The 15,656-nt window shown below is 36.1% G+C and carries 10 protein-coding genes; all 10 read left to right on the top strand.

Annotated features, from left to right (window positions below; translation table 11 throughout):
• The first annotated feature begins 177 nt into the window (after window positions 1-177).
• The 10 genes from PQ463_RS07780 (at window position 178) to fsa (ending at window position 15,210) form a co-directional block, all read left to right on the top strand.
• Window positions 178-2,331, top strand: a complete 2,154-nt coding sequence (locus PQ463_RS07780; protein WP_274257088.1) for an alpha-glucuronidase family glycosyl hydrolase — start codon at window positions 178-180, stop codon at window positions 2,329-2,331.
• A 167-nt stretch (window positions 2,332-2,498) separates the two neighbouring features.
• The gene (locus PQ463_RS07775) at window positions 2,499-3,236 is read left to right on the top strand and encodes an SDR family NAD(P)-dependent oxidoreductase (RefSeq protein WP_274257087.1); all 738 of its coding nucleotides are present in this window, start codon (window positions 2,499-2,501) and stop codon (window positions 3,234-3,236) included.
• Window positions 3,237-3,358: 122 nt separating this feature from the next.
• Window positions 3,359-4,522, top strand: a complete 1,164-nt coding sequence (uxuA, locus tag PQ463_RS07770) for a mannonate dehydratase (RefSeq protein ID WP_274257932.1) — start codon at window positions 3,359-3,361, stop codon at window positions 4,520-4,522.
• Window positions 4,523-4,660: 138 nt separating this feature from the next.
• Window positions 4,661-7,267: a glycosyl hydrolase 115 family protein gene (locus tag PQ463_RS07765; protein ID WP_274257086.1), complete on the top strand. Its 2,607-nt coding sequence runs from the start codon at window positions 4,661-4,663 to the stop codon at window positions 7,265-7,267.
• Between the two features lie 51 nt (window positions 7,268-7,318).
• On the top strand, window positions 7,319-8,425 hold the full coding sequence (locus tag PQ463_RS07760; protein WP_274257085.1) for an endo-1,4-beta-xylanase: 1,107 nt from the start codon (window positions 7,319-7,321) through the stop codon (window positions 8,423-8,425).
• 256 nt (window positions 8,426-8,681) lie between these two features.
• Window positions 8,682-10,115 carry an MFS transporter gene (locus PQ463_RS07755; protein ID WP_111376306.1) on the top strand — a complete coding sequence of 478 codons (1,434 nt, stop codon included), beginning with the start codon at window positions 8,682-8,684 and terminating at the stop codon, window positions 10,113-10,115.
• A gap of 21 nt (window positions 10,116-10,136) precedes the next feature.
• A complete protein-coding gene (locus PQ463_RS07750; protein WP_274257084.1) occupies window positions 10,137-11,171 on the top strand; it encodes a glycoside hydrolase family 43 protein in 1,035 nt (344 codons plus the stop codon).
• 164 nt (window positions 11,172-11,335) lie between these two features.
• Window positions 11,336-12,817: a xylulokinase gene (locus PQ463_RS07745; protein ID WP_274257083.1), complete on the top strand. Its 1,482-nt coding sequence runs from the start codon at window positions 11,336-11,338 to the stop codon at window positions 12,815-12,817.
• Between the two features lie 9 nt (window positions 12,818-12,826).
• Window positions 12,827-14,152, top strand: coding sequence for a xylose isomerase (gene xylA, locus PQ463_RS07740; RefSeq protein WP_274257082.1), 1,326 nt, complete (start codon window positions 12,827-12,829; stop codon window positions 14,150-14,152).
• A 401-nt stretch (window positions 14,153-14,553) separates the two neighbouring features.
• Window positions 14,554-15,210 (top strand): fructose-6-phosphate aldolase, encoded by a 657-nt coding sequence (fsa, locus tag PQ463_RS07735; RefSeq protein ID WP_111375839.1) that lies wholly within the window; start codon window positions 14,554-14,556, stop codon window positions 15,208-15,210.
• The last annotated feature ends 446 nt before the right edge of the window (window positions 15,211-15,656 follow it).

Raw genomic sequence — 15,656 nt, 5'->3', positions numbered from 1 at the left:
AAAGGCATCCAAAATTTTTTTCTTAAACAACAATCCTATATTTTTACGCAACCGATTGCAATTATTGTTTTATTTAGAATAATGCATTTTTCGGTTCAAAATTTTATTATATGCTTTTAATAAGGTGTAAAATATTGATGTTGTAAAAATGAAATTGTCAAGAATAAATTAAAGCCAATGACTTCATTAAGATTTGTTTTCCTGTTTCTTCTTATTTCCTTTTCGACTGCAGCGCAAAAGGATTATAAATTGTGGCTTCAGTATAATACAGTTGCTGATTCAACAGCAGCTTCTGAATACAAGAACAATCTTAAAGGCATTGCAGTATTAGGAAATTCTGAAACCATTAAAATTGCTGAAAAAGAACTCAAAACTGGATTTGCGGATATGTTAGGAAGTATTCCTGAAATCAGAAAAGACGTAAAAGGAGAGAATAATCTAATTGTTGGCTCACAAATGAATTTAAGTTCCGAAATCAAAACAGAATTGCAAGCTGATTTGAATAAAATCAATACTGAAGGTTTTATTATCAAATCCATTTCACTTAAAAATAAAAAGCAGATAGTCATTACAGGAAAGAATGATATTGCTGTTTTGTATGGCGTTTTTCATTTCCTGAGAATATTGCAAACCAATAAATCGGTTAAAGATTTAAATATTGCTGATTCTCCAAAAACGAATATCAGAATCTTAAATCATTGGGACAATCTTGACAGAACGGTAGAACGTGGTTATGCTGGATTTTCGTTATGGAACTGGCAGAAACTTCCAGATTTTATAGACCAGCGCTATATTGATTACGCTAGAGCGAATGCCTCAATTGGAATTAACGGAACGGTTTTAACCAATGTAAATGCAAACGCCTTAATTCTGACTCCGCAGTATTTGGAAAAAGTGGAAGCATTAGCCAATGTTTTCAGACCTTATGGAATAAAAGTCTATCTAACGGCAAGATTTTCGGCGCCAATTGAAATCGGAAATCTAAAAACAGCCGATCCAAAAGATCCTGAAGTGATTAACTGGTGGAAAAATAAGTCGGCTGAAATCTATAAACGAATTCCAGATTTTGGCGGATTTTTGGTAAAAGCCAATTCAGAAGGTCAGCCAGGGCCTCAAAATTACGGCAGAGATCATGTTGATGGCGCTAATATGCTGGCCGATGCCGTTGCACCTTTTGGCGGTGTAATTATGTGGAGAGCCTTTGTATATTCTGAACATGATGCCAATGATCGCGCTAAACAGGCTTATGCCGAATTTCAGCCGTATGACGGGAAATTCAAAGAGAATGTAATGGTTCAAGTCAAAAACGGAGCGATTGATTTTCAACCAAGAGAGCCGTTTCATCCGTTATTTGGAGCCATGCCAAAAACGCCTTTAATGATGGAATTTCAAATTACGCAGGAATATTTAGGTTTTAGCGCACATTTGGTTTTTCTGCCTAAATTATTTCAGGAAGTTTTGGAATCGGATACCTTTCAAAAAGGAAAAGGTTCAACGGTTGCTAAAGTTGTTGATGGCACTTTATATAAAAATAAACTAACGGGAACTGCCGGTGTTGCTAATATTGGTAACGATTTAAATTGGACAGGACATCCTTTTGCGCAAGCCAATTGGTACGGTTTCGGAAGATTGGCATGGAATCCGTATTTAGATTCTGAAGTTATTGCAGAGGAATGGTTGAGAAGCACATTTTCTAATAATGAAAATTTCATTAAGACAGTAAAAAATATCATGATTGAATCGCGTGAAGCCGTTGTCAATTATATGACACCGCTTGGTTTGCATCATATTATGGATACAGGGCATCATTACGGACCAGGACCTTGGGTTTCCAATTTATCAAGACCAGAATGGAATCCGACGTATTATCATAAAGCAGATAAAAACGGAATAGGTTTCGACCGATCGAAGTCAGGAACAGATGCTGTTTGGCAATATGCACCGGAAGCTGCCAAACTTTTTGATAATGTAGAAACTTGTCCTGAAAAAGAGCTGCTATGGTTTCATCATCTTTCATGGGATTATAAACTGAAAAACGGACAAACGCTTTGGAATGGCTTGGCGCTAAAATATCAGGAAGGTGTAGATCAGGTTAGAAAAATGCAGGATGTTTGGAACAAAACTGAAAACTATATAGACAGTGAACGATTTAATGAAGTGAAAATGCTATTGGAAATTCAGCATAAAGAAGCAAAGTGGTGGCGCGATGCCTGTTTGCTGTATTTTCAACAGTTTTCAGGAAAAGCGCTTCCTGATGGAGTAGAAAAACCGACACAAACATTAGAGTATTTTAAATCATTAAAATTTCCTTTTGCACCGGGAAATGGATAAATAAATTGGATAATTGTAACACAGATGACGCAGATTCACTATTGCGAAGACACGGGAAAAAACGGATTTTTTCCAATTAAAATCGTAAATAAAAAATCTGTGTAAATAAGCGTTTTCGCAATAGCGAATCCGTTTTAGCAGCATTCTAAAAATATAGCATAAAAGTTATGAGCAAGAAAACGGCAATTGTAACGGGAGGAAATTCGGGATTAGGTTTTGCAACGGCAAAAAAGCTTTGTGACAACGGAATCACAACTTATATAATTGGCAGATCGAAAGAAAAAACAGAAGACGCCTGTAAAGAAATTGGAGAAAATGCCATTCCTGTAATCTTTGATTTAAATGATTTGAAAGGTATTCCGGCAATGATTGAAAGCATTGCCAAAAACAGTCCGATTGATATTTTGGTCAACAACGCCGGAATCAATATGAAAAAAGAAATTCCCGAGGTAACTAATGAAGATTTCCTTTCGATAATTCACACCAATTTATTGAGCGTTTTTGCCGTAAGCAGAGAAGTGATTAAAAACATGAAAGAAAACGGAGGCGGAAGCATCATTAATATCAGTTCGATGGCATCACAATACGGAATTCCAAAAGTAATTGCATATTCGTCAAGCAAAGGCGCTATTGAAGCGATGACGCGTGCTATGGCAGTTGAATTGGCTCAGTTTGGTATTCGTGCCAACTGTATTGCTCCAGGATTCATTAAAACGAAAATGTCATCAACAGCGCTTGATAACGATCCGGAAAGAAAAAATAAAGTATTGGGAAGAACGCCAATGGGCTATTTAGGCGAGCCTTCAGACATTGCAGATGCGGTTTATTATTTTGCTTTAAGCGAATCAAAATATACTACAGGTACAGTATTGCCTGTTGATGGCGGGAATAGTATTGGGTTTTAGCGAATGCTGAAAATGGCTCGCAAAGACGCTAAGCCGCAAAGTATTTTTCTTTTTAAGCTTTTTTGAATAAAAACTTTGCGGCTTTGCACCTTGGCGAGATAAAAAAAATAAGTATGATAAAAATGCAGCAAACCATGCGTTGGTTTGGACCTCAAGACAACGTAAAACTTATCGATATTAAGCAAGCGGGCGCAACAGGAATTGTAACGGCATTGCATCAGGTCCCTGTTGGCGAGATCTGGACTGTTGAAGCGATAAAAGAAAGACAGGAAATTATTCGCAATTGCGGCTTGGAATGGACTGTCGTTGAAAGTCTTCCTGTTCATGAAGAAATCAAACGAGCTTCTGGAAATTATCTGATATACATTGAAAATTATAAAATCAGCTTGCAAAATCTGGCGCAGTGCGGCATCAAAATCATAACCTACAATTTCATGCCGATTCTGGACTGGGTGCGAACCAATCATAATTTTATAAACGAAGATGGAAGTAGGGCTTTGCTCTATAATCAGAATGCGTTTGCTTATTTTGATGTTTTTCTTTTAAAAAGACCGGATTCGGAAAGCGATTATTCTGATGCTGAAAAAGAAAAAGCGTTACAGTTTGGAAATCAATTATCGGAAGATGAAAAAGCATTATTGTTTAAAAATGTTTTGTTAGGACTTCCGGGAAGCAAAATCAATTTTACAGCAGAACAGATTTTGTCTCTTTTAGAAAATTATGCTGAAATCGACAATCAAAAGCTAAGAGAAAACCTGATTTATTTTTTATCAGAAGTAACTCCGATTGCGGAGAAAAATGGACAAAGATTAGCCATTCATCCGGATGATCCCCCGTTTTCGGTTTTAGGCCTTCCAAGAATTGTCTCAACAGAAGAAGATTTGAAAGCGATTTTTGATGCCGTTCCATCAGCAGCAAACGGATTGTGCTATTGCACAGGTTCGTTAAGTGCCGATCCAAAAAACAATCTGGAAAGAATAATAGACGATTTTGGAGACCGAATTCACTTTTTGCACCTGAGAAATACTATCCGCGAAAGCGAAACTATTTTTAGGGAATCAGAGCATTTAAACGGTGATGTTAAAATGGAAGCGATTGTTGAGAAATTGCTGGTGTTAGCGAATAAAACTAAAATTAGTATCCCAATGCGCCCAGATCACGGTTTTCTGCATAGAGTTGATGAAGCAGCTGAAACTTATCCGGGTTATTCGTTGACGGGAAGGTTAAAAGGTTTGGCGGAGTTAAGAGGTTTGGAAATGGGAATTGGGTATAAATTGAATTTATAATTAAAGTTTTCTAAATCTAATGCGCTTAGAATTGCCCGCAAAGTGGCAGAGCCGCAAAGCTTTGTTTTGAAAAGGCTTAAAAAGAATTGCTATGCGACTCTGCCATTTTGCGAGATTAAATAAAAAGGTTGTCACGCTATGTGTTTAAAAATTAAAACTTCATACATAATCCTGCTGTTTTTCCTAATCGGATTAAGCACAAATTCATATGCGATAAATCCAGAAAAATATGTAGTCAATCAGGCTTCTAAAGAAAATTTTCCTTTAGTAGGCAATGGGAAAATAGCTTCAATTTTGGTTGACGATAAAGATTATGCAGGAGTTTTAAAAGTAATAGGACATTTGGAAAATGATCTTTTTAAGGTTTCCGATTTACATCCGAAAAGAATTAAAAAGATTTCAGAAGCAGAAGATTTTGTTGTTATTATTGGTACACTTGGAAAAAGTGAAATCATCAATCATTTAGCCAAAAAAGGAAAAATTGATGCGAATCTGCTTCAGGGGAAATGGGAAAAATTTGCCACGCAGATAGTTGAAAATCCGTTTAAAGGAATCAAGAAAGCGCTGGTGATTGCAGGTTCAGATAAAAGAGGAACGATTTACGGAATTTATGATTTGTCTAATCAAATTGGAGTTTCGCCTTGGTATTATTGGGCTGATGTTCCAGTTAAAAAACAATCAGAATTGCATGTTAGGCCTGGAATTCATTCGCAGGGAGAGCCAAAAGTAAAATACAGGGGGATTTTTATAAATGATGAAGCTCCAGCATTAACTGGCTGGGCATTCGAAAAATTTGGAGGTTTCAATTCGAAATTCTACGATAAAGTTTTTGAATTGATTCTGCGAATGAAAGGCAACTATTTATGGCCGGCAATGTGGGGCAGAATGTTTTATGTTGAAGATCCGCAGAACGCTGTTTTGGCTGATGAATACGGTATTGTAATGGGAACTTCGCATCATGAACCCTTAACGAGAGCCCATGCCGAATGGGGAAAATCTAACGGGAAATGGGATTTTACTGCCAATTCAGAAGCTTTGATTCAATTCTGGAAAGACGGAATTAAACGAATGGGAAACAAGGAAACCATCGTTACCATTGGAATGCGTGGCGACGGCGACGAACCTATGACGGAAGGAACTGCGATTGAGTTATTAGAAAATATTGTAAAAACACAAAGAAATATCATTTCACAAATTACGAAAAAGCCAGCAGAGGAAACTCCGCAACTGTGGGCGCTTTACAAAGAAGTTCAGGATTATTATGACAAAGGCATGACAGTTCCCGATGATATTACGCTTTTGCTGTGTGATGATAATTGGGGAAATATCCGCAAACTTCCAGAACTGGATTCGAAACCCAGAAAAGGCGGCTATGGCATTTATTATCATTACGATTATGTTGGCGGCCCAAGAAATTACAAATGGATCAACACGAATCAAATTGAAAGAGTTTGGGAACAAATGGATTTGGCGTATCAATACGGTGTCGATAAAATCTGGATTGTAAATGTGGGAGACATCAAACCAATGGAATTTCCGATTGAATTTTTCTTGAACATGGCGTGGAACCCTGAAAAGTTCAATGCTGGGAATTTAGAACAGTATTATGCAGATTGGGCTAAAAAGAATTTTGACAATCAGTTTACAGCTGAAATTGCAGAGATTTTGAAATTATATACAAAATATAACTCACGAAGAAAGCCTGAATTATTAGACTCAAGAACATATAGTATAACGAATTATAATGAAGCAGATAGGATTGTTGCAGAATATCAGAAACTGGTTGAAAAAGCTAATTCGGTAAATGAAAAATTGAAACCAGAATACAAAGGTGCTTTTTATCAGCTGGTTTTATTTCCTGTTTTGGCAAGCGCTAATTTAAATGAGTTGTATGTGGCGCAGGCTAAAAATCAATTGTATGCAGAACAGGGAAATGTCGCTGCAAATGATTATGGCGAAAAAGTAAAGAAGTTATTTGAAAAAGATGCCGAGCTCACAAATTATTATCATGCCCAAATGGCCAATGGGAAGTGGAATCACATGATGTCTCAGACACATATAGGTTATGATAATTGGCAGCAGCCTGAGAAAAATGTGATGCCGAAAACAAAGAAAATTGCGCCTGCAGTTCAAGCGGTAAAAGTGATTACCGCTGAAGAGATTTTAAAAAAAGAGACATCAATTAGCAAAAAACAAGATTTAGCTCAAGCTCATGGTTTTATTGAGAACGACGGTTACATTTCAATAGAAAGTGAAAATTATACTAAAGCAATAAATTCAGATTCTGTAAAATGGACGATAATTCCAAATCTTGGAAAAACATCATCAGGAGTAACTTTAAAGCCTTCGAATAGTAAACCTGTTGAGATTTCGGAACAGTCTCCAAGGTTAGAGTACACTGTTTGTTTTTTTAGCAAAGGAAAAATAAAAGTAAATGCCTATTTTTCGCCAACAATCAATTTTAAAAAGGGAGACGGATTAAAATACGGAATCGGCTTTGATGATGAGAAACCGCAAATCATGAACCTCAACGCAGATTCTTCGGAAAAAGCTTGGGTAGAATCTGTCGCGAATAATATTAAAATAATAGCCTCAACTCATAAAATTGAAAAAGCAGGAAATCATGTTTTGAAAATTTACGGAATTGATCCTGCTTTGGTGCTTCAAAAAATTGTAATTGAAACCCAAGAAGGAAAAGTTTTGCAGTCGTATTTGGGATCGCCACAGAGTTTTAGGAAGGAATGATTACTATCTCCGTTAAGAGAAAAAAACTATTAACTATTTAAACCAAAAAATATGAAATGCATTAAACCTTATTTAGTTGCCGTCACAACTTTGCTGGCTGTCAGCTGTACATCGCAAAAAGAAACCGCTTCATTAAAAGATGCTTACAAAGATGATTTTTACATTGGTACTGCTTTAAGCGCGAATCAAATCGAAGAAAAAGACAAAAAAGAAGATTTTTTGATTCGAAAAGAATTTAATGCAATTACGGCAGAAAACATCATGAAATCTATGTTTACGCATCCGCAAAAGGACAAATATGATTTTACTTTGTCTGATAAATTTGTGGCGTATGGAGAAAAGAATAAGATGTTTATTCACGGACATACTCTGATTTGGCACAGCCAATTAGCGCCTTGGATGGAAAAGATTGCCGACAGTACGGAAATGAAAGCATTTATGCAAGATCATATTACGACAATAGTTTCCAGATACAAAGGCAGAATCAACTCTTGGGATGTTGTAAACGAAGCTTTGAATGAGGATGGAACTTTAAGACAATCTGTTTTTTTGAAAACATTGGGCGAAAAATATTTGGTTAACGCTTTCAAACTAGCGGCAAAAGCAGATCCAAAAGCAGAATTATATTATAACGATTATAATATCGAAGAACCTGCAAAAAGAGCAGGAGCGATTGCTTTAATCAAAAAAATAAAAGCCGAAGGCGGAAAAGTTTATGGAGTTGGAATCCAGGGACATTGGCGATTGGAAAGTCCATCAATCGAAGAAATAGAAAAAAGCATTTTAGAATATTCGGCTTTAGGGCTTAAAGTAGCGTTCACAGAATTAGATATTACGGTTTTGCCAAATCCGTGGGATTTGAAAGGAGCAGAGATTAGTCAAAAATTTGAAGGAAGCGCAAAAATGAATCCATATCCGAAAGCATTGCCAGATTCTATTCAAAACAAACTTGCAGAACGTTATGAATCGATTTTTAAATTATTTTTGAAACACAAAGATAAAATCAGCCGTGTTACTTTTTGGGGAGTTCATGACGGACAATCTTGGCTAAACGATTGGCCAATAAAAGGAAGAACTAATTATCCGTTGCCATTTGATGCGACTTTAAGGCATAAAAAAGCTTACAGCAGTATTTTAAATCTTAAAGAAACCAAATAATAACTGCTAAAAATACTTGGATTTTTATAAATTAATTAACAATCGGTTGTGATTTGAAAAATAAATTAAATAAAGAAAAGTAAATTTGTAAAATATGTTTTTTTGTATAATTTTACACAACCGATTGTTTTAATGAAAACTGCCATGATATTAGCAGTTAAAAGAATGAGAAATGATCAAAAAAACTGAATAGCTTTATTTTTAGAAACCACTTTTGCTTACATAACTAATCAATAAAATGACCACAAACCCACGAATGACTAACATTTCACAAAAACTATCCATCAAAGAAAAAATTGGATACAGCTTAGGAGACTTAGCAGCCAATTTAGTTTTTCAAACTCTGATGACGTATTTGGCGTATTTCTATACCGACATTTACGGCTTATCGCCAACAGATTCTTCGATCATTATGCTGATTGTTGGATTGGTAGCAGCTTTTATTTTTAATCCGATTATTGGGGTTTTGGCAGACAGAACCAGTACCAAATGGGGAAAATTCAGGCCGTGGATTTTATTGACAGCGATTCCGCTTGGAGCAGTTGCTTTATTGGCGTTTTCAACTCCCGATTTCTCATACAAAGGAAAAGTAATTTATGCAGTTATCACCTATACTTTGCTGTTGCTTTTTTATGCCGGAAACAACCTGCCATATTCTGCTTTAAGCGGTGTTATTACGGGTGATATGAAAGAACGAAATAGTATGTCGTCCTATCGTTTTGTTGCGGTGATGTTTGCCCAGTTTTTTGTTCAGGTTTTTATGCTTGGCATTATCAAAAGTGCCGGAAACGGAGATAAAGCGATCGGAATCGAAAAAGTAATGACTGCGCTGGCCATTATTGGAACAATCATGCTTTTAATTACTTTTTTAACTACAAAAGAAAGAATCATTCCCAAACCAGAACAAAAGTCAAGCGTAAGAGAAGATTTAAGCGATTTAATCAAAAACAGGCCTTGGATAATTATGCTTTCGCTAACGACTTTGGTTTTTGTGACTTTGGCAATGAAAGGTGGTTCGTATGTGTATTATTTTGAAAATTATGTGGATAAAGAGCAATTAGCCATTTTTATTCAGCCTATTTTAGATGCTTTATCCAATATCGGATTGAATCATTTTGGGAATGACCCCGTTTCAGCAGGTTTCGGACTGTTTAATGCAGGCGGAATTATTTTTATGATTGTTGGCATTACACTTTCTAAAAATCTGGCAGACAAGTACGGAAAAAGAAATGTTTTTGGGGTGTTTTTATTCATCTCGACTTTATTCATTATTGCATTCTATTTTTATCCGCCAACATCAATTAGTCTGATGTTTTTCTCTCAAATTCTGCACGGATTTTTCTACGGAATCACAATTCCGATTCTTTGGGCAATGATTGCCGATGTTGCCGATTATTCAGAATGGCTCAATAACCGTCGCGCAACTGCTATTATATTCTCTGCAATGATGGTTGGACTAAAAACGGGATTAAGTGTTGGAGGTGCTTTAACCACTTTATTTTTGGGTTATTTCCATTACGTTCCAAATGCACCAGAGCAGTCTCAAACTGCGATAAATGGAATCAAATTACTGGTGAGTATTTTTCCTGCAATTCCATTTTTAATTGGAGCTGGATTGCTGTTTTTCTATAAAATTAACAAAGAAATGGAAGTGCAGATCGAAACCGAACTAAAACAAAGAAGAGCTTAATCATTTAAACAAAATATTACTATGCCTGAAGATAGCATTGAACACATTAATTTTGAGGAAATTAATGACCTGGCGATTTCAAAGCCTTTAGTGTCCCATATGTACACAGCCGATCCTTCGGCACATGTATTCAACGGAAAAATTTACATTTATCCATCTCATGATATTGATGCCGGAATTCCGTTTAATGATAATGGGGATCATTTCGGAATGGAAGATTACCATGTTTTTTCTATGGAAGATATTTCATCAGAAGCAGTTGATAATGGTGTTGCGTTGCATGTAAATGATGTTGCTTGGGCTGAAAAACAAATGTGGGCACCTGATGCAGCTCATAAAAACGGAAAGTATTATCTGTATTTCCCAGCTAAACGAGCTAACGGAATTTTTCAGATTGGCGTTGCCATTTCGGATTCGCCAGTTGGGCCTTTTGTTCCTGAAAAAGAAGCGATAAAAGGAAGTTACAGCATAGATCCTGCTGTTTTTGAAGATGAAGATGGTAAACATTATATTTATTTTGGAGGAATATGGGGCGGACAGCTTCAGAAGTACCGTAATCATCAGTACGATCAAAATAACGAAGAACCTTTGGCTGAAGAAAAAGCTTTAGGGCCAATAGTAGCTTTGTTAAGAGATGATATGTTGGAATTTGCCGAAGAACCAAAAGAAATTCAAATTTTGGATGAAAACGGAAAAGTGATTTTGGCAGGAGATAATGCCAGACGTTTTTTTGAAGCTTCTTGGGTTCACAAATACAACGGAAAATATTATTTCTCGTATTCGACAGGCGATACGCATTTTATTTGTTATGCTATTGGCAGCAATCCGTATGGACCATTTACGTATCAGGGAAGAATTTTGAATCCAGTTGTAGGTTGGACATCGCACCATTCAATTTGTGAAGTAGAAGGCGAATGGTATTTGTTTTACCACGATTCGAGTTTGTCAAAAGGGGTAACGCATTTGCGAAGCATGAAAGTAACCAAAATTGATTATTTGGAAGATGGTTCTATAATTACGATTGATCCATACGGAATAAGAAGATTGATTGATTAGGGCTTTTTGCGTAAAAAAATTTCGCGAAAATTACAATCGGTTGTGTTGTTATATTTCGACTGATTTTAAAGAAATGGGAACCAAAGCAGCGGCATTTATTGCACATGATGAAGAAACAAGGTGTTATGTGCCGACAAAATTAATAATAAGAGAATCATTATAGTATGTATTATATCGGTTATGATATTGGAAGTTCTTCTGTCAAGGCAGCTTTGGTAGAAGCAGAAACAGGCAAAAAAATCATTGTTCTGAATGAGCCTCAAAATGAAATGGAAATCCTTTCTATTCACCCCGACTGGGCGGAACAAGATCCTGAAATCTGGTGGAAGCACATTTGTACGGCAACAAAAAGAGCCATTAAAGAAGCGAATATTGATGCTTCTAAAATTCAGGGAATTGGTATTTCGTACCAAATGCATGGATTAGTGATTGTGGACAAAGAAGGCGCTCCTTTACGAAATTCAATTATTTGGTGTGATAGCCGTGCCGTTGAAATTGGAAATAAGGCTTTCGCCGAAATTGGAGAAGAAAAATGTATGTCGCATTTATTGAATTCGCCAGGGAATTTTACGGCTTCAAAACTAAAGTGGGTTAAAGAAAACGAACCTCAGCTTTACCATAAAATTGCTAAATACATGCTTCCCGGAGATTACATCGCTTTGAAATTGACAGGTGAAGTAACAACGACCAAAAATGGTTTGTCTGAAGGAATGCTTTGGGATTATAAAGAAAATAAAGTAGCCGATTGGCTTTTGGATTACTACGGAATCGACCAGTCTATGACTCCAAAAATTGTAGAGAATTTTACAAATCAGGGAGTTGTTACTGAAAAGGCTTCAGCAGAGTCTGGTCTTCCTGCGGGAATTCCTATTGTGTATAGAGCAGGAGATCAGCCTAATAATGCTCTTTCATTAAATGTATTGAATCCAGGAGAAGTGGCGGCTACGGGTGGAACTTCGGGAGTGTTTTATGCAGTAAGCGAAATGTCTTCTGGAAAAAGCACTAGAGTAAACAATTTCGTCCATGTAAACTACGAACTGGAAACGCCACGAGTGGGTAAACTTTTGAATATTAACGGAGCTGGAATTCAGTACAGATGGCTTCGCAATAATATGGGGAACGAAAGTTATGAGGCAATGAATGAAAAGGCTTCAAATATTGAAATTGGATCAGAAGGAGTAGTTGTGATTCCGTTTGGAAATGGCGCAGAGCGTATGTTCAACAATAAAACTATTGGTACGCATTTCTTAAACCTCAACCTGAATATTCATAACAGCGCGCATTTATTCAGAGCTTCTCTTGAAGGAATTGCGTTTTCGTTTGTGTACGGAATGGAATGTTTGAAAGATGATAACGCAACGATTAATGTAATTAGAGCCGGAAATGATAACCTTTTCCGTTCTGAGATTTTCTCCAATACTGTAGCAACTTTAATCGGCCATGAAATCGAGATCTACAACACAACAGGAGCGGTTGGCGCGGCAAGAGCGGTTGGCTTAAAAGATGGCGATTACAGCAAGTTTGGAGCAAATGTAAGCGACAACGACCATGTAATGACGTTTTTACCGCTTCATAACAAAGAACCTTACGAAGCCGCTTATAAGAAATGGAAACAAGAATTAGAATTAATATTAACAACTAAATAAAAGAATCAAATGATAGTTTTAGGAGATAAAGAATACTATAAAGGTATTGGCCAAATAAAATTTGAAGGAAAAGAGTCTGATAATCCATTGGCATTTAAATATTACAATCCAGACCAAGTTGTAGCTGGAAAAACAATGCGTGAGCACTTTAAATTTGCTATCGCTTACTGGCATACTTTCTGCGGACAGGGCAGCGATCCATTCGGCCCAGGAACGCAGCAGTTTGCTTGGGATGCTTCACCAGATCCTTATCAGGCAGCGAAAGATAAAGCAGATGCAGCTTTTGAATTTATCAGCAAAATGGGATTCGATTATTTCTGTTTCCACGATTACGATTTGATTGCTGAAGGAGCAACTTTCGCAGAATCAGAAAAACGTTTGGCTTTTATTACAGATTACTTAAAACAGAAAAAAGCAGAGTCTGGAATCAAATTGCTTTGGGGAACTTCAAACTGTTTCTCAAACCCAAGATTCATGAACGGAGCGGCTACAAATCCTGATTTTAATGTTGTGGCAAGAGCTGGAGGTCAAGTAAAATTAGCACTTGATGCAACAATCGCTTTAGGCGGAGAAAACTACGTATTCTGGGGAGGTAGAGAAGGTTATATGTCTCTATTAAATACAGATATGGGAAGAGAATTAGACCATATGGCGCAATTCTTAGCAATGTCTAGAGACTATGCAAGATCTCAAGGTTTTAAAGGAACTTTCTTCATCGAGCCAAAACCAATGGAGCCATCAAAACACCAATACGATTTTGACTCCGCTACAGCAATCGGATTCTTGAAAAATTATGGTTTAGATAAAGACTTTAAAATCAATATCGAGGTAAACCACGCTACATTGGCACAGCACACTTTCCAGCACGAATTGGAAGTGGCTGCAAAAGCGGGAATGTTAGGAAGCATTGATGCCAACAGAGGCGATTATCAAAACGGATGGGATACAGACCAATTCCCAAACAACATTCAGGAAACGACTGAAGCCATGCTGGTATTCTTAAAAGCTGGCGGATTGCAAGGCGGAGGAGTTAACTTTGATGCTAAAATCAGAAGAAACTCTACCGACTTAGAAGATGTTTTCTTGGCGCACATTGGCGGTGCTGATACTTTTGCAAGAGCATTATTGACTGCAGATAAAATCATTACTTCTTCTCCTTACGAGAAATTAAGAAAAGAAAGATATAGCTCATTCGATTCTGGAAAAGGTAAAGATTTTGCTGAAGGAAAATTAAACCTTAAAGATCTTTATGCAATCGCTCACGAAAATGGAGAATTAAATCTTCAAAGCGGCAAACAAGAATTGTTTGAAAATATCATCAACCAGTATATTTAATTGGTAAACTTCTATAGCAAACCTAACAGGTTTTAAAACCTGTTAGGCTTCTTAAAAAAAAACTTAGTGAGAAATAAATTAAGAGAATCTAAATTTTTAAATATGATAGTTATAAAACGTTAATATTAAAAAAAAAAGGATTCTTTTAGATGAAAACTTCGAAAATGTGCATTAAGATTATGGCTTTTTTGAATCGAGATTTGAAAAAAATAGATTAAAGGTTTAGTTGCTATTTTTTGAAAATCGAAACGAATAAAAGGTCAGTTTGATAAAATAATAGGGAGTGTTTTTTATTGAAGGTTTTTTGAAGAGCAAAATCAATCGAAATGCACATTTTTAACTCACTAAAATTTAGATGTGCTGCAGCGCGTTTCTCGAATTAATCACAAACCAAAAAACTTATGAAATTTTTTATTGACACTGCCAACCTTCAAGACATCGAAGAAGCGCAGGCTTTAGGTGTTTTAGACGGTGTAACCACCAATCCGTCTTTAATGGCAAAAGAAGGCATTACAGGAAAACAGAATATCCTAAAGCACTATTTAGATATTTGCAATATCGTTGACGGTGATGTTTCGGCAGAGGTAATCTCAACAGATTTTGACGGAATGATTAGAGAAGGTGAAGAACTTGCTGGACTGCATCCCCAAATTGTAGTGAAACTGCCTATGATTGGCGATGGTGTAAAAGCTTGCAGATACTTTTCTTCAAAAGGAATTCGCACCAATGTAACTCTCGTTTTTTCTGCTGGTCAGGCTTTGCTTGCCGCTAAAGCTGGAGCAGCTTATGTTTCTCCATTTTTAGGAAGATTAGATGATGTTTCGACAGACGGAATGCACTTAATTTCTGAAATCAGAGAAATTTACGATAATTATGATTATCAAACTCAAATCCTTTCAGCTTCTGTAAGACATACGATGCATATTGTAAATTGTGCCAAAGTTGGATCTGATGTCATGACGGGGCCGCTTTCTGCAATTAAAGGTCTGCTGAAACATCCTTTAACAGATATTGGCTTAAAACAATTTGCAGAAGATGCGAAGAAGATGAATCTTTAGTATTTTTATTTCCATGTTTATAGTTTTAAAACTCTCTTCTAGCTATTTAGAAGGGAGTTTTTTTATGGAATATAAGCAACCGATTGTTTGTTTTTAGTTTTGCATGAAATATATTGTTTTACACTCAACTTGTTGATTTATAGTTTGTAATGTTGGAAAACTCTTATTTTATAAGGAATTGAGATGATTCTGTTTGAAAAATCTTTTTATGGTTTTACTGCAGCGTTTTAGTGTTTTTTCAAAAAATATTAAATTTTAACTTTTTATATTTTTTTTAAGGTTTTGAAGTAAACGATTTATTATCTCTAACGTTTTCGTTGTATTAAACCCTGCTATTGATAATTATTTAATATTTTATTAGAATAAACAAGGAATCTGTTTTTTTGGCAAGGTATTTTTTTTAAAATGATAAAGAAAATTAACGCAACCGATTGTGTTTTACAGGT

This window comes from Flavobacterium sp. KACC 22763, assembly GCF_028736155.1.
Classification (GTDB): domain Bacteria; phylum Bacteroidota; class Bacteroidia; order Flavobacteriales; family Flavobacteriaceae; genus Flavobacterium.
This window is presented reverse-complemented; position numbering and strand designations above follow the sequence as displayed.

What these genes read in the sequence shown, in the direction of transcription:
- PQ463_RS07780 (WP_274257088.1), top strand. Translation starts at nt 178, where the DNA reads ATGACTTCATTAAGATTTGTTTTCCTGTTTCTTCTTATTTCCTTTTCG.
- PQ463_RS07775 (WP_274257087.1), top strand. Translation starts at nt 2,499, where the DNA reads ATGAGCAAGAAAACGGCAATTGTAACGGGAGGAAATTCGGGATTAGGT.
- uxuA (WP_274257932.1), top strand. Translation starts at nt 3,359, where the DNA reads ATGCAGCAAACCATGCGTTGGTTTGGACCTCAAGACAACGTAAAACTT.
- PQ463_RS07765 (WP_274257086.1), top strand. Translation starts at nt 4,661, where the DNA reads ATGTGTTTAAAAATTAAAACTTCATACATAATCCTGCTGTTTTTCCTA.
- PQ463_RS07760 (WP_274257085.1), top strand. Translation starts at nt 7,319, where the DNA reads ATGAAATGCATTAAACCTTATTTAGTTGCCGTCACAACTTTGCTGGCT.
- PQ463_RS07755 (WP_111376306.1), top strand. Translation starts at nt 8,682, where the DNA reads ATGACTAACATTTCACAAAAACTATCCATCAAAGAAAAAATTGGATAC.
- PQ463_RS07750 (WP_274257084.1), top strand. Translation starts at nt 10,137, where the DNA reads ATGCCTGAAGATAGCATTGAACACATTAATTTTGAGGAAATTAATGAC.
- PQ463_RS07745 (WP_274257083.1), top strand. Translation starts at nt 11,336, where the DNA reads ATGTATTATATCGGTTATGATATTGGAAGTTCTTCTGTCAAGGCAGCT.
- xylA (WP_274257082.1), top strand. Translation starts at nt 12,827, where the DNA reads ATGATAGTTTTAGGAGATAAAGAATACTATAAAGGTATTGGCCAAATA.
- fsa (WP_111375839.1), top strand. Translation starts at nt 14,554, where the DNA reads ATGAAATTTTTTATTGACACTGCCAACCTTCAAGACATCGAAGAAGCG.